We start from the raw sequence: 18,079 nt of genomic DNA on the forward strand, positions 1-18,079 counted from the left end.
GCTGGGGAGCGATGCGATCGGGACTCGTGGATCACCTCCCACGCAATCGAATAACAGGAGTACACAGATGAAGCGGTTTCCGACGGGGCGGGCGATGCGCAGCCGGGCCGGCATGAAGTTTTCGAGACTGGCGGCGGCGGCATTGCTCGCGGCGGGCGCGGCGGCGGCGCATGCCCAAAGCAGCGTCACGCTGTACGGCAGTCTCGATGCGGGCGTGGCGTACATCAGCAATCAGGCTGGCCACGCCAACTGGATCGCGGAGCAGGGCGGCGCGCAGCCGGATCGCTGGGGCTTGCGCGGCAGCGAAGACCTGGGCGGCGGCAACAAGGCGATCTTCCTGCTCGAGAATGGCTTTTCGACGCTCACGGGCAACACGATCAAGGCCGGCGCGATGTTCAACCGCCAATCATGGGTCGGTCTGCAGTCGGACCGCCTCGGCACGGTGACGATCGGCCACATGACGCCGTTCAACTTCGACTGGCTCGGTCCCTACTCGACCGCCTACCTGGGCCAGAACTGGTACATGTTCCACCCGGGCAATATCGACGAACTCGCGAACACCTCGGTCGTGCAGATCGACAATGCGGTGCGCTACGTCACGCCCGATTTCGCCGGCCTGAAGTTCGCCGGCATGTTCGCGTTCGGCAACACCACGAACTTCGCGGTCGGCCGCAAATACAGTGTCGGCGCGAACTACGCGAACGGTCCGTTCAAGGCGTCGGTGGTTTACTCGAACGAGAACAACCGCACGCCGAACGTGGCCGTGCTCGGTGGGCCGACGTTCCAGGGGCAGCCGGTGGGCACCTATGCCGCGTCGAACGTGCAGAACATGGGCGCGGGGTTGTCGTACGTCATCGGACCGTGGCTGCTGCATGCGCTCTACACGCGCGTGAAGCTCGAGTCGCCGGGGCAGAGCGATACGTACCAGTCGTGGGACGGCGGAGCGAACTTCGCGACGGGCGCCGCGAATCAGATCACCTTCGGCGTGGCCAATACGACGCTGTCGGGCAAGCGCTGGACGCAGGTGCAACTGGGTGACGTGTATTCGCTGTCCAAGCGTACGCAAGTCTACGTGAGCGGCGTGTATCAGCACGCCAGCGGCAATGGCGCAGTCACGGCCGTCAACACGATCAGCCCGTCGTCGACGTCGGGCCAGCTGGTCGTCATGACCGGGATGCACCACTCGTTCTAAGCCGCAGCGGAGGCCTCGCCGCCTCCGCTTGCACACCAGAGGCGGTTCGCCGTACCCCGGGTTTCCCCTAATCAAAAAATCATTTTGACTTCGAAAAGCTCATCCTATAATTGATCCATTAGTAAATCATCGTTTCATATGTGAAACGAAGCAAGACAAGACGCAGTAGCAGCAATCCGGGTGAGCGAGAGACGAAGACCTCCGCCGCCAAAGGCAAGTTGAACATCCAGAATCACGGTGGTTTCCCATGCTCAGGTCGATGAAGTTGGAAGAGACGAATGTTGCGGACGTGCTGTCCGCCGACGCTCGCTCACCGCACGGCGCCACGGCGCCGTCGCCGTTCGCCATTGAATATCGCGGCGTGACGCGACGGTTCGCCAATCGCCAGGGCAAGGGCGAAATGACGGCCGTCACGAATGTGTCGCTCGCCATCCAGCCCGGCGAGTTCGTGTCGCTGATCGGCCCGAGCGGCTGCGGCAAGAGCACACTGCTCAATATGGGGGCAGGCCTGTACGCGCCGAGCGAAGGACAGGTGCTGCTGGCCGGGCGCCAGGTCAAAGGTCCGTCGCAACAAGTTGCGTTCATGCTGCAGAAGGACCTGCTGATGCCGTGGCGCTCGATTCAGGCGAACGTGGAACTCGGCATGCAGATCCGCGGGCGCAGCAAGGCCGAGCGCGCGGCAGCGGCCACGCGCCTGCTCGAGAAGTGCCATCTCAAGAACTTTGAACACCATTACCCGCATCAACTGTCCGGCGGCATGCGCCAGCGCGCAGCGCTGGCCCGCACGCTGGCCATCGAACCCGACGTGCTGCTGATGGACGAACCGTTCTCCGCGCTCGACGCGCAAACCAAGATGGTGCTGCAGCAAGATCTCGCGCAGATGTTGGCCGCAGAAGGCAAGACCGCGTTGATGATCACCCACGATCTGGCCGAAGCGATCGCATTGTCGGACCGCGTGTTCGTGATGAGCGAGCGCCCGGGCACGATCATCGAGGAAATCAGGATCGACCTGCCGTACCGCGACAACCCGATCGAGCGCCGCAAGCAACACGGCATGAACGACTACGTCGCGCACCTGATGGATCTGCTCAAGGTCGGCCGCAACGACCATCTCGGTTGAGCCCCGCGCCGACCTCATTCACGGAAAGCCAGTTATGAAAGCCTTGAACAAAGCCCAATTGACCGCCGGCAGCCTCGTGCTGCTGCTGATCTTCGCGGCCCTGTGGCAATGGGGCCCGAGCGCGTTCGGCGTGCCCGAATTCGTTCTGCCGAAGTTGTCCTCCACGCTCGTCGAGGGCGTACGGATGTTCGGCGCGGAGAACCTCTGGACGCATATCGGCGTGACCGCGCTAGAAGTCGTCGCGGGCTTCGTGATCGGCTCGGCGCTCGGCGTCCTGATCGGCGTGGTGCTCGGCCTGTCGCCCTCGACCGAAGCCATGCTCTCGCCGTATATCCTCGCGCTGCAGATCGCGCCGAAGGTGGCCTTCGCGCCGCTGTTCGTGATGTGGATGGGCTACACGGTCTATCCGAAGATCCTCGTCGCCGTGCTGATCGTGTTCTTCCCGGTGATGATCAACGTGCTCGGCGCCGTGCGTTCGGTCGATCCGGACATGGTCAATCTGGTGCGCGCCCTGTGCGGCCGCCGCTGGCAGATCTTCCGCTTCGTCGAGTTTCCGTCGGCCATGCAGGCGCTTTTCGCCGGCCTGCGCATTGCCTCGACGCTCGCCGTGATCGGCGTGACGGTCGGCGAGCTCGTTGGTGGGGATCGCGGACTCGGCTATCTGCTCGTCTACGGCGAAGGCCAGGGCAATACGGCCATGGTGTTCGTCGCCATCGCGGGGCTGACGGTCATCGGCATCGCGGCCTACGCCGCCGTCGTATGGCTCGAGCGCCGTGCGCTGCACTACGTGCCGCGCGCCGCCATGAACATCGCCTGATACGGAGTCCGTCGTGAGCGATAACCTTGACATTGCACCGCTCGATCCGAAAAGCCTGCCTACGCTGGCTGGCCGCAAGATCCTGATCACGGGCGGCGCGCGAGGGCTAGGCGCTGCGTTCGTGCGCGCGGCAGCCGCCGTGGGCGCGCAGGTCGTGATCGCCGACATCCTCGAAGACGCGGGCCGTGCGCTCGCCGCTGAACTGGCCGCCGCCGGCGCGCCGGTGGCGTTCGTGGCCGTCGATCTGCGCGACGCGGAGTCGGTCGAACGTGCCGCGCAAGCCGCGGCGGCGCAGATGGGCGGCATCGACGCGCTCGTCAACAACGGCGCGATCACCAATTCCGGCGGCAAGACCGCCGATCAACTGACCATCGAGACGTGGGATGCCGTCATGGACGTGAACGTGCGCGGCACGTGGCTCATGACGATGGCGGCGCTGCCGTTCCTGCGTGCGTCCTCCAACGGGCGTGTCGTCAACATCGCGTCCGACACCGCGCTGTGGGGCGCACCGCGTCTGCTGGCATACACCGCCAGCAAAGGCGCGGTGATCGCCATGACGCGCACGCTCGCGCGCGAATTTGGCGACGCCGGGATCACTGTCAACGCCATCGCGCCGGGGCTCGTCGAAGTCGAGGCAACTGCCTACGTACCGGCCGAGCGGCATCGCTATTACCTCGAAGGCCGGGCGTTGCCGCGTGCACAAGTGCCCGACGATGTCACCGGCCCGGTGCTGTTCCTGCTTTCCGACGCGGCGCGCTTTGTGACCGGCCAAGTGCTGCCGGTCAACGGCGGCTTCGTTATGTACTGAAATTCGCAACGCCTCCAAGGAGTCTGAAAATGGCGCAAGCCGAAGTCATCAACACCGCCACGCCCGCCGCCGTGGATAGCTGGACCCAGCCCGAGAATGTCGCGTTCGGCGACTGGCTGGACTCGCGCGTGGCGCGTTTCGCGACCCGCAAGTACGACTGGGATGCCCTCAAGTTCCAGGCCGACTACGATCCGAAGTACCGCCGTGCGCAAATGCGCTATGTGGGCACTGGCGGCACCGGCGTGGCAGCGGACACCAACACCGTTCCGGCCGGTCATTTCACGTTCTCGACGATGGTCATCCCGGCCGGCAACATCGGTCCGAGCCACATTCATATCGACGTCGAGGAAATCTTCTTCGTGCTGCGCGGCAAGATCAAGGTGGTCTGCGAGAAGGACGGCCAGACGTGGGAAGCCACGCTCGGCGAGCGCGACCTGATCTCGGTGCCCCCCGGCGTGTACCGCACGGAAATCAACATCGGCGACGAAGACGCGTTGATGTGCGTGATGCTCGGCTCGAACAAGCCGATCACGCCGACGTACCCGCCCGATTCGCCGCTTGCCAAGATCAAGCGCGAAGCAAAGTAAGACCGCCGGCCGCCGGTCCGCAGATTGCCCCGAAAAATTCCGATATCCATCATGCAAGCGCAAGCCAATACCGTAACGCCCGACACCGCCGCCGCATCGCTCGCGGCGCGCCTGGCCGCGTTCCCCTATCGCACCGTCGCCACGGCGGCCGGCACCATCGGCTACCGCATGGCGGGCGAAGGCGGCGTGCCGGTGGTGTTGCTGCACGGCATCGGATCGGGCGCGGCGTCGTGGTTGGCCCAGTTCGAAGCCCCCGGCCTCGCCGCGACGCTTTATGCATGGGATGCCCCGGGCTATGGCGGCAGCACGCCCGTCGCCGCCGCCGAGCCGCAGGCCGAGGATTACGCCGCAGCGCTCAACGCGTGGCTCACGGCCCTGGGGTTGACGGACGTCGTGCTCGTCGGGCATTCGCTCGGCGCGATCATGGCGGCGTCGTTCGCCAAGCGCTGGCCGCAACGGGTGCGCGGGCTGTTCCTGTGCTCGCCCGCCGCCGGTTATGGCCGTGCCGACGCGACCGTGCGCGCGGGCAAGCGCGATGCGCGTCTGGCGATGCTCGCCGCGCTCGGCCCGGAAGGCATGGCCGCCCAGCGCAGCGACAATCTTGTCGCGCCGGAGGCCGGCGAGCAAGCGCGTGCATGGGTGAAGTGGAATATGGCGCGCATCTTGCCGGAAGGCTATCGGCAGGCGACACATTTGCTCGCCAACGCCGATCTTGCTGAGGATCTCGCTGCGTACGTCGCGGCGGGCGGCCATCCGGTCGCCGTCGCCGTCGGGGCGTCCGATGCTGTCACGCCGCCCGGCGGCTGCGGCACGATCGCCGACGCCGCGGGCGTGCCGTTGCGCGTCATCGACCATGCCGGTCACGCCTCATATATCGAGGCGCCTGAGTTACTCAACGCGTTGCTCGCCGAGCTCATCGGCCGCGTGCGCGCAGGAGGCCGTTGATATGGTTCGTGCAACGAAAGCCGAAGCGGTGGAAATGGACGCCGCCGACGACATCGAAATGCGGCAAGGCGCGGAACTCGTGGAAGACGCAAACGCCGCAAATGCGGCCACCGGCGAAATGCGTTATCTGGTGCCGGGGCTCGAACGCGGCCTGCGCATCCTGACCCAATTCTCGCCGCGCGAGCCGGTGTTCGGCGCGCCCGAACTGGCGCAACGTCTGGGGATTCCGCGTACGACCGTGTTCCGTCTGCTGCAGACGCTCGAAGCCATGGGTTTCCTCGAGCGCGCCGGCGGCGAAAAGAACTTTCGCCTGGGCGTGGCGGTGTTGCGCCTGGGCTTTGAGTACCTGAGCTCGCTCGAATTGACCGATCTCGGCATTCCGATCCTCGAACGCCTGCGCGACGCCACGCAATTGACGAGCCACATCGTCATCCGCGACGGGCGCGACATCGTGTTCGTGGCCAAGGCGCAAAGCGTGGCGGGCGTCTTCAATTCAATCAAGGTCAACGTCGGCACGCGCCTTCCGGCGCACGCAACGGTCCACGGCCACGTGCTGATGGGCGACCTGACCTTGAATGAACTGAAGACGCTGTATCCGGAAAAGACGCTCGAGAAGTACACACCGCAGACGCCGGCAACAGTGGCGGCGCTGTACGAGCGCGTGCGCGAAGACGCCGAGCGTGGCTATGCCGTGTCGGCATCGTCGTTCGAGCGCGGCATCTCCGTGATCAGCGCGCCGGTGCGCAACGACACGGGCCGGATTTGCGCGGCGGTCACGGTGACGATTCCGCGCGCCGATATCGACCCGGCCATGCTCGACGCCGGCCTGATCGAACAGGTCCGGCACGCCGCCGACGAGTTGTCGCACTGCTTGAATTACCGGCCGGCAAGGGATGACCGGGACGGCCGCACCTCCCCCTATATGAAGTCACTGGGATTGAAATGATCAAGATCGACCTCTCCGACCGCGCCGCCGTCGTGACCGGCGGCTCCTCCGGCATCGGCCTGGCGAGCGCCGACCGTCTGCTCGACGCCGGCGCGTCCGTCGCCATCTGCGGGCGTAATGGCGAGCGCCTCGCGCAGGCCGAAGCGCATCTGCGCGAACGCCATCCGGACGCGCGCCTGATCGCTGCGCAATGCGACGTCCTGTCCGCCGACGGCATGGCGGGCCTGGCCGCCCGGGTGCAGGGCGAATTCGGTCGCGTCGACATGCTCGTCAACAACGCCGGACAAGGTCGCGTCTCGAAGTTCGAGGACACGACGGACGAGGCATGGCGCGAAGAACTGGAACTGAAGTATTTCAGCATCATTCGTCCGACGCGCGCCTTCCTGCCGATGTTGCGCGATGCGGCACGCGCGCAGGGCCAGGCCGCGATTGTCTGCGTGAACTCGCTGCTTGCCTTGCAGCCGGAGCCGCACATGGTGGCGACGTCTTCGGCGCGCGCGGGCATTCAGAACCTCGTGCGTTCACTGGCGACGGAATTCGCGCCGGACAACGTGCGCGTCAATTCGATTTTGATCGGACTGGTCGAATCAGGCCAATGGCGCCGCCGTTTTGCGGCAGAGGCCGAGCCGGGCCAGAGCTGGGAAGCATGGACCGGCAATCTGGCACGAAAGAAGCAGATTCAGTTGCAACGCCTGGGGCGGCCCGAAGAAGCCGCATCGGCAATCTTTTTCCTGGCGAGTCCGCTGTCGTCCTATACGACGGGCAGCCATATCGATGTATCCGGAGGCTTGGCAAGACATGTCTAACACCACCACCGTCGGCGAACTGATCGCCGCGTTTCTCGAGCAAAACGGTGTCGCGACCGCGTTCGGCGTGATCTCGATTCACAACATGCCGATTCTCGACGCAATTGCACGCCGCGAGAAAATCCGCTACGTCGGCGCGCGCGGCGAAGCCGGCGCCGTCAACATGGCTGACGGCCTGGCGCGTGTCACGGGCGGTCTCGGTGTTGCCTTCACCAGTACCGGCACAGCCGCGGGCAACGCCGCCGGCGCGATGGTCGAAGCGCTCACGGCCGGCACGCCGGTGTTGCACATCACGGGGCAGATCGAGACCGAGTATCTGGACCGCGATCTCGCCTATATCCACGAAGCGCCGGACCAGCTGACGATGCTGACGTCGATTTCGAAGGCCGCCTTTCGCGTTCGCACCGCCGACACGGCGCTCGCAACGCTGCGCGAGGCCGTGCGTGCCGCGCTGACGGCCCCGACAGGCCCGGTCAGCGTGGAAATCCCGATCGATATCCAAGCCGCCGAAATTGCGTGGCCGGCCGACATCGACGCGCCGCATATCCCGGTGCCGACGCATGACGACGCCCGTGTGGCGCGTCTGGCCGATCAGTTGGCTTCGGCCCGCCGTCCGCTGTTGTGGCTTGGCGGCGGCGCGCGCGGCGCGCAAAGCGCCGTCAAGCGTCTGGTCGACATGGGCTTTGGCGTCGTGACCAGCGTGCAAGGCCGCGGCATCGTGCCGGAAGATCACGCCGCCACGCTCGGCGCTTTCAACGTGCACCCGGCCGTCGAACAGTTCTACAAGACGTGCGACGCGTTGCTCGTCGTCGGTTCGCGTCTGCGCGGCAACGAGACGCTGAAGTACAAGCTCGGCCTGCCCAAGCCGCTGTATCGCGTCGACGCCGATGCGCTCGCCGACAACCGCGGCTATCACAACGAATTGTTCGTGCACGGCGATTCGGCGTCGGTGCTGGAGGCCCTAGCAGACCGTCTGGAAGGCCGCATGTCCATCGACCCGGCGTTCCACGCCGACCTGTCGGCCGCACGTGATCGTGCCGTGACGCAAGTCGCCGAAGGGCTCGGACCGTACCGTGAGCTCGTGGCTGCGCTGCAAGGCGGATTGGGCCGCGACTTCAACTGGGTGCGCGACGTCACGATCTCGAACAGCACGTGGGGCAACCGTCTGCTGAAGATCTTTTCGCCGCGCGCCGGCGTGCATGCGCTGGGTGGCGGGATTGGCCAGGGCATGCAGATGGGCATCGGCGCGGCGCTGGCCGGCAATGCCCGCAAGACAGTCGCGCTGTGCGGCGACGGCGGCCTGATGGTCAACGTCGGCGAACTCGTGACCGCCGTGCAGGAGAAGGCGCCGCTCGTGGTCGTGTTGATGAATGACCAGTGTTATGGCGTCATCCGCAATATTCAGGATGCGCAATACGGCGGCCGCCGCCACTACGTGCAACTGCATCAGCCGGATTTCGCAGCGTTCTGCGCGAGCATGGGCCTGACGCACGAACGTATCACGTCGATCGATCAGGCGGAGGGTGCGGTGTCGCGAGCACTGGCCCACGACGGCCCGGTACTGCTCGAAGTCGACATGCTGTCCGTCGGCAATTTCGCCGCGCACTTCGCCGGCCCGCCGGTGCGGGAGCCCGCTCATGCATGAAGCCTTGCATCGCCCGGTGGACGTCGCGCTGATCGGCTTCGGCGCGATCGGCTCGAAGGTCTACCACGCGTTCGAAGCCGATCCGTTGCTGCGCGTCGGCCACGTGATCGTGCCGGAAGACGCCGCCGCCCGTGTGCGCGAGTCGGTGGGGGCGGACACGGAAGTCGTGTCGTCGGCTGCGGCGCTGCGCAGCCGTCCGGATTTCGTGCTCGAGTGCGCGGGGCACAGCGCGCTGTCGTGCCACGTCGTGCCGCTGCTCAAGGCGGGCATCGATTGCGCCGTTGCATCGATCGGCGCCCTGTCGGACGTCGCGCTGCTTGAAGCGCTGGAAGCGGCGGCACGCGAAGGCGCATCGACCGTCACGCTATTGTCGGGCGCCATCGGCGGTATCGACGCATTGGCCTCGGCGCGTCACGGCGGGCTCGATGAAGTCGTCTACACGGGACGCAAGCCGCCGCTGGGCTGGCAGGGTACGCCCGCCGAGCAAGTGTGCGATCTCGCGAGACTGACGGCGCCCACGGTGATCTTCGAAGGCAGCGCGCGCGATGCGGCCCGGCTGTACCCGAAGAACGCCAACGTGGCCGCCACGATTGCGCTGGCCGGTCTCGGGCTCGATCGGACGCGCGTGCGCCTGATCGCCGATCCATCGGTGACGCGCAACGTGCATCACATTGCCGCCTCCGGGGCGTTCGGCGAGATGTCGCTCGAGATGAGCGGCAAGCCGTTGCCCGATAACCCGAAAACGTCGGCGTTGACGGCGTTTTCCGCGATCCGTGCGCTGCGCAACCGCGTAGCGAACTGCGTGATCTGACTTGACGAAGCAGGACCCGCGATCATGAGTCATCAAGATTTGTTGAAAGATTTCCCGAGCGACATCCTGGTCGCGGGCGAGTGGCGTGCCGGTACCGGCCGCCGTTACGAATCCCTTTACCCGGCCGATCAGAGCGTGAACGCCGAGATCGCTGCCGCCGGCGCGGAAGATGCGCAAGAAGCCGTCGAGGCAGCCGATGCTGCCTGGCGTCGCGCCGACTGGGCTGGTCTCAAGCCGCACCAGCGCGCCGCCGTGCTGCATCGCGTGGCCGACGGCATCCAGGCCAGGGCTGAAGCGCTCGCGCATCTGCAACGCCGCGACAACGGCAAGCCGATTTCCGAGACGCGGGCGCTCGTCGCCAGCGCTGCAGGTACATTCCGCTACTTCGCCGCGTGCCTGGAAACCATCGAGGAAACCCTGACGCCGTCGCGCGGCGATTTCCTGACGATGAGCGTGCACGAACCGCTCGGTGTCGTCGCGGCCATCACGCCCTGGAACTCGCCGATCGCGTCCGATGCGCAGAAAATTGCGCCGGCACTGGCGGCTGGCAACGCCGTGGTGCTCAAGCCCGCCGAGGTGACGCCGCTCGCGTCGCTCGAACTCGGCCGGATCTGCGAGGCCGCCGGCGTGCCGCGCGGCGTGCTGTCGGTATTGCCGGGCAAGGGCTCCGTCATCGGCGATGCGCTGGTCCGTCATCCGAAGGTCAGGAAAGTGGCCTTCACCGGCGGTACCGAAGTGGGCCGCGGCATTGCGCGCCTTGCGGCGGAAAAGTTGATGCCGGTGTCGCTCGAACTCGGCGGCAAGTCGCCGACGATCGTGTTTGAAGATGCGGACATCGACCACGCCGTGGCGGGGGTGCTGTATGGCATTTTCAGCTCGTCGGGCGAATCGTGCATTGCCGGCTCGCGCCTGTTCGTGCATGCGTCGATCTACGACGCCTTCGTGTCGCGTCTTGTGGCCGGCGCAAAGCAGTTGCGCGTGGGCGATCCGCTGCGCGAAGACACGCAGATGGGGCCGCTCGTGACAGCGTCGCATCGCGAATCGATCGAACGCTACGTGGCAATCGGCCTGGACGAAGGCGGCCGCCTGCTGTGCGGCGGCGAGCGTCCGACGGGCGAGGGGCGCGAGAACGGCTACTTCTACCAGCCGACGATCATCGCGGGCCTGAGCAACACGGCGCGCATGTGCCAGGAAGAAATCTTCGGGCCGGTGCTGGCGGTGATGCCGTTCGAGAGCGAAGCCGATCTGCTGGCCGAAGCGAACGACAGCGTGTTCGGCCTCGCCGCCGGTCTCTGGACGTGCGACTACAAGCGCGCCTGGCGCATGGCGCGCGCGCTGAACACGGGCACCGTCTGGATCAATACGTACAAGCAGTTCTCCATCTCGACGCCGTTCGGCGGCTGGAAGGACAGCGGCATGGGGCGTGAGAAGGGCCGTCTCGGCCTGCTGGAATATACCCAACAGAAGAGTCTCTACTGGGGCCTGAATGACCATCCGCTCGCGTGGGCGGGGCAAGTTTGACGTTTGACTGACGGCGTTGCCGTTCCTACTTTTTTTGAGCGAGGCAGACATGTTGTCGATTCTCCGTGCATCCCTGGCGCGCCGCGCCGTTCTGGCCGCCGGCCTGGCCACCCTGGCCGGACTTGCTGTGCCGGTCCTGGCGCAACAACCCGGCCAACCGGCGCTGCAGCAGATCACGTATCTGTTGCCGGCCCCGGCCAACCTGCCGGCGTTTGCACCGCTGATGCTGGCGGACAAGAAGGGCTACTATGCCCAGGAGGGCCTGCAGGTCCGTTTCCTGACCGTGCAGGGCGGCGCCGACGTCGGTAAGCAATTGGCCTCGGGCAACGGCGATCTGGGCGGCGGCCTCGGCGACACGCCGATCGTGCTGCGTCCGAACGGCATTCCGATCAAGGGCGTGGCGCTGCTCGGCGGCCGTACGCTGCACCAGCTGGTCACGCGTAACGACGCGAACATCAAGTCGCCGGCCGACCTGAAGGGCAAGACGATCACCGTTCTCGCGTATCAGGACACCGGCTTCTATGCCACGCTGGGCTTGCTCGCCAGCGCCGGGCTCACGCGTAATGACGCGCACATTCAGGGCGCGGGCCCGGCCGGCGTCTGGCAGCAGGTCGCGGCCGGCAAGGCCGAAGTGATGGTCGGCACGCCCGAGTGGGGCATGAACATCGAGAACGCCGGCGTGAAGATTACGATGACGTCGACCGACAAATATTTCCCGGGCATGGCGCAGGCGATCCTGGCGTCGGATGAAACCGTGGCCAAACGCCCGGACATGATCCGCAAGTTCGTGCATGCCACGCTGCGCGCTGTCGGCGAAATCATGAAGGATCCGGCGAGCGCCACGCGCGATTACGTCGCCGCGGTGCCGGCCTACAAGGGCAAGGAGGCTGAAATCGAAAAAGTGCTGACGTACTACGCCCGCAATGTGTACCCGGGCCAGGCGCGTCTGGGCGCTTTCGATCCGGCGCGCGTGCAGAAGCTGCAGGATTTCTACTTCGCCGAAAAAGTGATCCGCGAGAAGACGAATCCCGCGGACCTGTACACCAACCAGTTCGTGCAATAAGGACCGGCCATGAGCCAAACGCCCGAGACGATGCTGCTGACGGTTTTCCTGAAGCATGATCAATCGAACAATCTCGACGATTTTCAGGCACGCCTGAAGGCCGCCGACTGGTGGGAGCGCTTCCCGCCCGAAGGCGTGCGGGTGGTGTCGTGGACGGTGGCAATGGGCTTCGGCCAGATTGTCACGCTCGAACTGCCGCCGCATCTGCTGCCCGTCGTCAACGTCGAACTGGAACGTTCGGCGTGGGGCGTGTTCCGCACCGAATGCTATCCGACTTATGACTTCGTCCCCGTCCACGCGCGTATTCGTGAACGGGTTCGCAATGGAGGGAAATGATGGACCGATATCTCGAACCGCATCAAGCGCGGCGCCATGAGCCGACGCAATATGAAAGCCTGCTCGGCGACAGCATCGAGCGCGCCTACGCGCAAGGCATCCACGATCTGAACGGCCTCGTCGCTTATCTGAACCGCGTGGGCCCGGGCCCGCAGGAAGGCGATGCGTGGACGGAAGACGGATTTGCCAAGGAAATGGCCCGTCTGGCCGAAGAGTAAGCGCGGCAGCGTCCGACGCCCCCGACAAGTCGAAGCGAAGATTGAAGCGAAGAGGTCCCCCATGACTACGCACCAGCCCGTCATTACCGCCGATGCCATCCTGGAACGCGGTTTGAAGAATTTGTGGTATCCCATTTGTCCGTCGTCGATGATCGGCCGCGAGCCGGTATCGCTGCGCCGTTTGGGCAAGAAACTCGTGTTCTGGCGCGACCAGGACAACAAGGTTTATGCGCTTGACGACCATTGCCCGCATCGCGGCGCGCCGTTGTCGAAAGGCATCGTGATGGGTGACCGCATCGCCTGCGGCTATCACGGCGTGCAAGTGCGTTGCGACGGTGTCGTCACGCGTGTGCCGGGCAGCCCGGGCTGCAAGCTCGAAGGCTCGCGCGCCACGCAGGCGTATCACGTTGAAGAACGCAATGGCGCGGTCTTCATGTACAACGCCGACGTTCACGTCGAAACGCCGCCCGCGCTCGTGCTGCCGGACGAACTCACGACTGCCGAATATTCGTCGTTCCTGTGCTACACCGAATGGAAGGGCGACTACCGTTACGTGCTCGACAACGTGATGGACCCGATGCACGGCACGTTCCTGCACAAGCAATCGCACTCGATGGCCGAGGGCGACAACACTGCCGCCTTCCGCATCCGCGACACGGAGCAGGGCTTCGTGTTCGAGAAAGAAGGTCAGCGCGACGTCAACTTCGACTGGACCGAGTGGGCCGACACCGGTATCCACTGGATGCGTCTTGAAATTCCGTATCCGAAGACGGGCGGCCCTGGCGGCAATTTCATCATCGTCGGCAGCTACACGCCGATCGGCCCGAACATGGCCGCCGTGTTCCACTGGCGCTGCCGCAAGGTCGATGGCTGGCAGCGCGATACATGGCGCTTCCTGTATCGCAGCCGTCTTGAGGCGCGTCACTGGGCCGTGCTCGAGCAGGACCGGGTGATGCTCGAAGACATGGAGCCGGACGCCAATCAGCATGAACACCTGTATCAGCATGACATGGGCATCGTGCGTCTGCGCCGTCACATGAAGAACCTGGCGAAGGCCGAACTCGAACGGATGCAGAACGCGTGAACGCCGCCTCCGAACACCTCAGCGTGCGCCGCATTCGCAGCGATGCTGGTGAAGGTGAGCGGGCTGGGTTTCCGGAGTTGCGTGTCGCGATCGAGGCGTTCGCGCGTCTCGACATCGATTTGTCACATGTTGTTTGAATGAGCCGCGATATGAGCAGCAAGCAAACCCTGTCGGCCATGGTGCGCACCCTCCGCTATGAAGCGGAGGGCATCATGAGCATCGAACTCGTTCCCAACGACGACACGAATGCATCGGCCCAGCCAGCATTCCCGCCGTTCACCCCCGGTGCGCACATCGATCTGCATTTGCCGAGCGGGCTGGTGCGCTCGTATTCGCTCGTGAATGCGCCCCACGAGCCGAACCGTTACGTGCTCGGCATCCTGGCCGATCCGAAGAGCCGCGGCGGTTCGCGTTTCATCCACGACAATTTCCGCGTCGGCATGACGCTCGAGATTTCGCCGCCGCGCAATCATTTCGAGCTGGTTGAAGACGCCGCGCACACGGTGCTGGTGGCCGGCGGCATCGGCGTTACGCCGATCCTGTGCATGTACCGTCGTTTGCTCGAACTCGGCCGCAGCGTCCAGTTGGTGTATTGCGCCCGTAGCGTGAAGGGCGCGGCGTTCCTCGAGGAGATTGAAGCGCTCGGCGGCGACGTGGTGTGCTATTTCGACGAACAGAATGGCGGCAAGCCGACATCGCTTGCCCAATATCTGGACGATCAACCCGCAGGCACGCATGCGTACTGTTGCGGTCCCGGTGTCATGCTCGATGCGTTTGAGTCGGCCTGCGCCAATGCCGGCATCGCCGACGTGCACGTCGAGCGTTTCGCCCCCGCGCCCGATGCGCCGGCGCCCGCGACGACGTCGGGCTATGTCGTCAAGCTCGCGAAATCGAACAAGGAAGTGACGGTGTCTGCGGGTGCGACATTGCTCGACACGCTACTGGCGGCGGGCATCAACGCCGACCACAGCTGCATGGAGGGTGTGTGCGGTGCGTGCGAGACGCGTGTGCTTGAGGGCTGCCCCGATCACCGCGATTCCGTGCTGAGCGCGAAGGAGCGCGAGTCGGGCAAGGTGATGATGATCTGCGTTTCGGGCTGCAAGGGCGATCGGCTCGTGCTGGACCTGTAAGCGCAAACGACTGGATAAACGAACGACCATGACGATTCTCGGCATCGAACAAATCACCTACGGCGTACTCGACCTCGACGCCTGCCGCCGCTTCCTCGCCGATTGGGGCCTGAAGGAAGTCGGCGCCGACGCGACCAGCGTGCGTTTCGAAACGCTCAACGGCGGGCGCGTGCTGGCTGTTTTACACAACGATCCGTCGCTGCCGCCGGCGATGGAAGAGGGCCCAACGTTGCGCGAAGTGACCTGGGGCGTCGCGACGGCGGCGGAAGTGGCGGCGCTCGCCGACACGCTCGCCGGCCAACCGGGCTACTTCTCGGCAGACGGCGCAGTCGGCTGCATCGACCCGAACGGTCTGGCGATCCGCATCGAAGTCACGGGCAAGCGCGAGCTGGACATCAAGGGCTCGCCGTCGAACCCGTGGGGACTACCCACGCGTATCGATACGCCGAGCCCGGTGTATGAACGCGCGCAGCCGATCGAAGTCGGTCACGTGGTGTTCTTCACGAACACGCTGGCCGAAACCGAGGCGTTTTACCGTGAGAAGCTCGGCTTCGAGATGTCGGACCGCTACCCGGGCCGTGGCGCCTTCATGCGCTGCGCGCCGCACGGCGGCCATCACGACCTGTTCCTGCTGCAGTTGCCGAATGGCAAGCGCGGCCTGAATCACGTGGCGTTCACCGTGCGCGATATTCATGAGGTGTTCGGCGGTGGTCTGCACATTGACCGCTGCGGCTGGGAAACGCAACTCGGCCCGGGCCGTCATCCGATTTCGTCGGCGTATTTCTGGTACTTCAAGAATCCGTGTGGCGCGCTCGTCGAGTATTACGCCGACGAGGATATCCTGACACCGGACTGGAAGCCGCGCGATTTCGAGCCGGGTCCGACGGTATTCGCAGAATGGGCGGTCGATGGCGGTCTGGACGGAACGACACGCCGTCAGAAAGGCAGCGGTCAGGCCCCGGCGCCGGCCGGCAAATTCATGACGGACACGAGCAAGCAGTAAGCTGCCCAGGCACACCCCGGATACGGCCTGCGCCGCGCCGGGGTCGGTCTGCCTTCCGGGAACTGGAAGGCGTTCAGTGCAGTGTCGGACGCGTATCGACGCTGACGGTTACGCGGCCTTCGTCAGTTCGGCGTCGATGGCGGCCATGAGGCGCTCGTCGTCGGCCGTCACATCCGGCGAGAAACGGCCCACGACCTCGCCGTTGCGGCCGATAAGAAACTTCTCAAAATTCCACAGCACGTCGGCGGGATTCTCGCGCACGACGCCATAACCTTTCAGGCGTTCACGGAACGGGCCTTCGCCCGTGGCAGCCGGCTGCGCGTCGACGAGCCCTGCGTACAGCGGATGGCGATCGTCCCCGAGCACCGAGATCTTCGAGAACAGCGGGAACGTGACGTTGTATTGCGTCGAGCAGAAATCGAGAATTTCCGCGTCGGTGCCCGGCTCCTGGCCCTTGAAATTGTTGGCCGGGAACGCGAGCACTTCGAGGCCGGCGCCGCGCTTGTCTTCGTACAGACGCTCAAGTCCTTCGTACTGCGGCGTCAGGCCGCATTTCGAGGCGACGTTGACGACGAGCAGTACTTTGCCGCGGTAGTCGGCGAGCGTGGCTTGCGTACCATCGTTGCGCACGAGCGGAATCTGTTGCAAAGCTTGAGTCATGGCATTCCCTTGGTTGAGCGGGCGGTCATTGCCCGCGAATCCGGTCGAGTGTAGCGTAATGTCTGCGCACCTGCAGGCGGTGCGCCCGCAACGCCGAGTCACGGCGTACCGAGGGGCCGCTCAGGGCCGACAGTATGCGTCGGGCGGCAGTGACAGCGGACATCCGCGGCATCGGAGCCCCGAATGTCCGAAAAGCAACCTGGATCCGCCTCCCCACGCCGTTACGTGAAGGTTGGCAAAGGCCGAGTTGCTCGCATAGGTTTGACAGCGCCTGGCAGGCTAAGGATACTCGGATGGTCAATGAAAGATGTTCGATACCCGTCCCCCAGCCAACTGCGTAGCCAGCCCTATGGTAGAGCCGGTCCCTTTTCCAATTCGCAAGGAGTGCCCACCCGGCGCCTGCACCTGTAATCGAGATCGCGTATTGCACGACCCGCACGGAGATATCCGCATCTTGCGCCTGACGCAGGCAGAAGAGAAAAGACTGATTGCGCGTATTGAAACCATCTCCAGCTTCGCCGACTTGAAGCACATTGCAGAACTTATGCAAGCCCAGTTGGGCATTCTGTTGCAGATTGCGCCGAGTCTTCACGAAGTTCGCACGGTACGAGGCATCAACATACAGCTAGCCGAACGCCCCGGGCTGTGCCGAAAGACCCGGCAATCCATTCCCGCAGCCATTCGCCGGTGTCTCGAGAAAAATCCGGACATCGCTTATGCCATCCTGAATGCACATGACCTGTTAGGGGGCGGGTACCTATGACAGTTCAACCTCAGAAGCTGCCGATGCGTGCAAATCCGGCGGAGCGTCGGTAATTGGACCGGTTGCCGTCCATCACCGCTGACGAAAGCGGAAGGCTGCCGGCGGCTCTTACCGGCCGAGGCCGGTCATTGGCTAGTTGGTTCCCTCTGACGTTCGAAGGGCCGCTCCGCACCAGACGAGAGACATTCGCGCGCAGGCGACCTTCGTCGCCTCGTCGGCCTTAGCGGACGTCTGCCTGTCGGCGTTGGCCCATCTGCCAAGCGCCAGTGACCGGACGTTGACCGGTCTGTAGCGGAGAACGTCCGTTTCGAACTTCATCGAAAGCGTACTCTCGACCCGTTTCCGCCGTTCGGAACCAGACCACTGCAACGACCGCTTCCCCGGTACAACCGCCGGTCGCCACATCGAGTTATCGGCGCAGGTAGATTCGTTCGCGGCGCCAACAATGTGCGCTACCAAAAAACGCCGGACCTCAACTGCCCCAGTGGGCGCAAGCCAGGTTGGCGTGTTGTGACGCGTAAGCCAGCGTAGCCGCGATTCGCTCCCGACACCGCGAGCGAAGGATGGATGCTTCCCCGGCAACCGCAATCTACCCCCCCCAATCAGGATAACTAGCCTAACGTA

General features: G+C 64.7%; 20 protein-coding genes. 19 read left to right on the top strand and 1 reads right to left on the bottom strand.

The window, feature by feature from the left end; translation table 11 throughout:
- The first annotated feature begins 112 nt into the window (after window positions 1–112).
- From PTE30175_RS00435 to PTE30175_RS00515, 18 genes are all read left to right on the top strand, one after another.
- Window positions 113–1,192 (top strand): porin, encoded by a 1,080-nt coding sequence (locus tag PTE30175_RS00435; protein ID WP_224788549.1) that lies wholly within the window; start codon window positions 113–115, stop codon window positions 1,190–1,192.
- A gap of 247 nt (window positions 1,193–1,439) precedes the next feature.
- On the top strand, window positions 1,440–2,312 hold the full coding sequence (locus PTE30175_RS00440) for an ABC transporter ATP-binding protein (RefSeq protein WP_150695085.1): 873 nt from the start codon (window positions 1,440–1,442) through the stop codon (window positions 2,310–2,312).
- A gap of 34 nt (window positions 2,313–2,346) precedes the next feature.
- Entirely contained in the window at window positions 2,347–3,129 is a 783-nt protein-coding gene (locus PTE30175_RS00445) for an ABC transporter permease (RefSeq protein ID WP_150695086.1), read from the top strand.
- 13 nt (window positions 3,130–3,142) lie between these two features.
- Window positions 3,143–3,937 (top strand): SDR family oxidoreductase, encoded by a 795-nt coding sequence (locus PTE30175_RS00450; RefSeq protein ID WP_224788536.1) that lies wholly within the window; start codon window positions 3,143–3,145, stop codon window positions 3,935–3,937.
- A gap of 29 nt (window positions 3,938–3,966) precedes the next feature.
- Window positions 3,967–4,524, top strand: coding sequence for a cupin domain-containing protein (locus tag PTE30175_RS00455; protein WP_150695087.1), 558 nt, complete (start codon window positions 3,967–3,969; stop codon window positions 4,522–4,524).
- A gap of 51 nt (window positions 4,525–4,575) precedes the next feature.
- Window positions 4,576–5,469: an alpha/beta fold hydrolase gene (locus tag PTE30175_RS00460; RefSeq protein ID WP_150695088.1), complete on the top strand. Its 894-nt coding sequence runs from the start codon at window positions 4,576–4,578 to the stop codon at window positions 5,467–5,469.
- 118 nt (window positions 5,470–5,587) lie between these two features.
- Entirely contained in the window at window positions 5,588–6,415 is an 828-nt protein-coding gene (locus PTE30175_RS00465; RefSeq protein WP_150695380.1) for an IclR family transcriptional regulator, read from the top strand.
- Window positions 6,412–7,221: an SDR family oxidoreductase gene (locus tag PTE30175_RS00470; protein WP_150695089.1), complete on the top strand. Its 810-nt coding sequence runs from the start codon at window positions 6,412–6,414 to the stop codon at window positions 7,219–7,221. The genes PTE30175_RS00465 and PTE30175_RS00470 overlap by 4 nt, the downstream gene beginning before the upstream one ends.
- The gene (locus tag PTE30175_RS00475; protein ID WP_150695090.1) at window positions 7,214–8,866 is read left to right on the top strand and encodes a thiamine pyrophosphate-binding protein; all 1,653 of its coding nucleotides are present in this window, start codon (window positions 7,214–7,216) and stop codon (window positions 8,864–8,866) included. The genes PTE30175_RS00470 and PTE30175_RS00475 overlap by 8 nt, the downstream gene beginning before the upstream one ends.
- Window positions 8,859–9,677, top strand: coding sequence for an aspartate dehydrogenase (locus PTE30175_RS00480; RefSeq protein ID WP_150695091.1), 819 nt, complete (start codon window positions 8,859–8,861; stop codon window positions 9,675–9,677). Before PTE30175_RS00475 ends, PTE30175_RS00480 begins: the two co-directional genes overlap by 8 nt.
- Window positions 9,678–9,701: 24 nt before the next feature.
- Complete coding sequence (locus tag PTE30175_RS00485; protein WP_150695092.1) at window positions 9,702–11,198, top strand: aldehyde dehydrogenase; 1,497 nt, start codon at window positions 9,702–9,704, stop codon at window positions 11,196–11,198.
- Window positions 11,199–11,247: 49 nt separating this feature from the next.
- Window positions 11,248–12,261, top strand: coding sequence for an ABC transporter substrate-binding protein (locus PTE30175_RS00490; RefSeq protein ID WP_150695093.1), 1,014 nt, complete (start codon window positions 11,248–11,250; stop codon window positions 12,259–12,261).
- A gap of 9 nt (window positions 12,262–12,270) precedes the next feature.
- The gene (locus PTE30175_RS00495) at window positions 12,271–12,597 is read left to right on the top strand and encodes a hypothetical protein (RefSeq protein ID WP_150695094.1); all 327 of its coding nucleotides are present in this window, start codon (window positions 12,271–12,273) and stop codon (window positions 12,595–12,597) included.
- Entirely contained in the window at window positions 12,597–12,815 is a 219-nt protein-coding gene (locus tag PTE30175_RS00500) for a recombinase-like helix-turn-helix domain-containing protein (RefSeq protein ID WP_224788550.1), read from the top strand. The genes PTE30175_RS00495 and PTE30175_RS00500 overlap by 1 nt, the downstream gene beginning before the upstream one ends.
- A 61-nt stretch (window positions 12,816–12,876) precedes the next feature.
- Window positions 12,877–13,899: an aromatic ring-hydroxylating oxygenase subunit alpha gene (locus PTE30175_RS00505; protein WP_150695096.1), complete on the top strand. Its 1,023-nt coding sequence runs from the start codon at window positions 12,877–12,879 to the stop codon at window positions 13,897–13,899.
- Window positions 13,896–14,036, top strand: a complete 141-nt coding sequence (locus PTE30175_RS28095; protein ID WP_191628724.1) for a hypothetical protein — start codon at window positions 13,896–13,898, stop codon at window positions 14,034–14,036. Before PTE30175_RS00505 ends, PTE30175_RS28095 begins: the two co-directional genes overlap by 4 nt.
- A gap of 12 nt (window positions 14,037–14,048) precedes the next feature.
- On the top strand, window positions 14,049–15,029 hold the full coding sequence (locus PTE30175_RS00510) for a PDR/VanB family oxidoreductase (RefSeq protein WP_150695097.1): 981 nt from the start codon (window positions 14,049–14,051) through the stop codon (window positions 15,027–15,029).
- 28 nt (window positions 15,030–15,057) lie between these two features.
- A complete protein-coding gene (locus tag PTE30175_RS00515; RefSeq protein ID WP_150695098.1) occupies window positions 15,058–16,032 on the top strand; it encodes a VOC family protein in 975 nt (324 codons plus the stop codon).
- A 108-nt stretch (window positions 16,033–16,140) separates the two neighbouring features.
- On the opposite strand, the gene PTE30175_RS00520 is transcribed toward PTE30175_RS00515, so the two are convergent.
- Window positions 16,141–16,692: a glutathione peroxidase gene (locus PTE30175_RS00520; RefSeq protein WP_150695099.1), complete on the bottom strand. Its 552-nt coding sequence runs from the start codon at window positions 16,690–16,692 to the stop codon at window positions 16,141–16,143.
- Between the two features lie 349 nt (window positions 16,693–17,041).
- On the opposite strand from PTE30175_RS00520, the gene PTE30175_RS00525 reads away from it, so the two are divergent.
- Complete coding sequence (locus PTE30175_RS00525; RefSeq protein ID WP_150695381.1) at window positions 17,042–17,455, top strand: hypothetical protein; 414 nt, start codon at window positions 17,042–17,044, stop codon at window positions 17,453–17,455.
- The last annotated feature ends 624 nt before the right edge of the window (window positions 17,456–18,079 follow it).

Origin of the sequence: Pandoraea terrae (genome assembly GCF_902459695.1) — a bacterium.
Lineage (GTDB): Bacteria > Pseudomonadota > Gammaproteobacteria > Burkholderiales > Burkholderiaceae > Pandoraea > Pandoraea terrae.

Bases quoted from the DNA above. Each gene is read 5' to 3' on its own strand.
- PTE30175_RS00500 (WP_224788550.1), top strand. From the start codon at position 12,597: ATGGACCGATATCTCGAACCGCATCAAGCGCGGCGCCATGAGCCGACG.
- PTE30175_RS00440 (WP_150695085.1), top strand. From the start codon at position 1,440: ATGCTCAGGTCGATGAAGTTGGAAGAGACGAATGTTGCGGACGTGCTG.
- PTE30175_RS00485 (WP_150695092.1), top strand. From the start codon at position 9,702: ATGAGTCATCAAGATTTGTTGAAAGATTTCCCGAGCGACATCCTGGTC.
- PTE30175_RS00465 (WP_150695380.1), top strand. From the start codon at position 5,588: ATGCGTTATCTGGTGCCGGGGCTCGAACGCGGCCTGCGCATCCTGACC.
- PTE30175_RS00435 (WP_224788549.1), top strand. From the start codon at position 113: ATGAAGTTTTCGAGACTGGCGGCGGCGGCATTGCTCGCGGCGGGCGCG.
- PTE30175_RS00455 (WP_150695087.1), top strand. From the start codon at position 3,967: ATGGCGCAAGCCGAAGTCATCAACACCGCCACGCCCGCCGCCGTGGAT.
- PTE30175_RS00525 (WP_150695381.1), top strand. From the start codon at position 17,042: ATGGTAGAGCCGGTCCCTTTTCCAATTCGCAAGGAGTGCCCACCCGGC.
- PTE30175_RS00520 (WP_150695099.1), bottom strand. From the start codon at position 16,692: ATGACTCAAGCTTTGCAACAGATTCCGCTCGTGCGCAACGATGGTACG.
- PTE30175_RS00490 (WP_150695093.1), top strand. From the start codon at position 11,248: ATGTTGTCGATTCTCCGTGCATCCCTGGCGCGCCGCGCCGTTCTGGCC.
- PTE30175_RS00470 (WP_150695089.1), top strand. From the start codon at position 6,412: ATGATCAAGATCGACCTCTCCGACCGCGCCGCCGTCGTGACCGGCGGC.
- PTE30175_RS00515 (WP_150695098.1), top strand. From the start codon at position 15,058: ATGACGATTCTCGGCATCGAACAAATCACCTACGGCGTACTCGACCTC.
- PTE30175_RS00460 (WP_150695088.1), top strand. From the start codon at position 4,576: ATGCAAGCGCAAGCCAATACCGTAACGCCCGACACCGCCGCCGCATCG.
- PTE30175_RS00505 (WP_150695096.1), top strand. From the start codon at position 12,877: ATGACTACGCACCAGCCCGTCATTACCGCCGATGCCATCCTGGAACGC.
- PTE30175_RS00495 (WP_150695094.1), top strand. From the start codon at position 12,271: ATGAGCCAAACGCCCGAGACGATGCTGCTGACGGTTTTCCTGAAGCAT.
- PTE30175_RS00445 (WP_150695086.1), top strand. From the start codon at position 2,347: ATGAAAGCCTTGAACAAAGCCCAATTGACCGCCGGCAGCCTCGTGCTG.
- PTE30175_RS00480 (WP_150695091.1), top strand. From the start codon at position 8,859: ATGCATGAAGCCTTGCATCGCCCGGTGGACGTCGCGCTGATCGGCTTC.
- PTE30175_RS00510 (WP_150695097.1), top strand. From the start codon at position 14,049: ATGAGCAGCAAGCAAACCCTGTCGGCCATGGTGCGCACCCTCCGCTAT.
- PTE30175_RS00475 (WP_150695090.1), top strand. From the start codon at position 7,214: ATGTCTAACACCACCACCGTCGGCGAACTGATCGCCGCGTTTCTCGAG.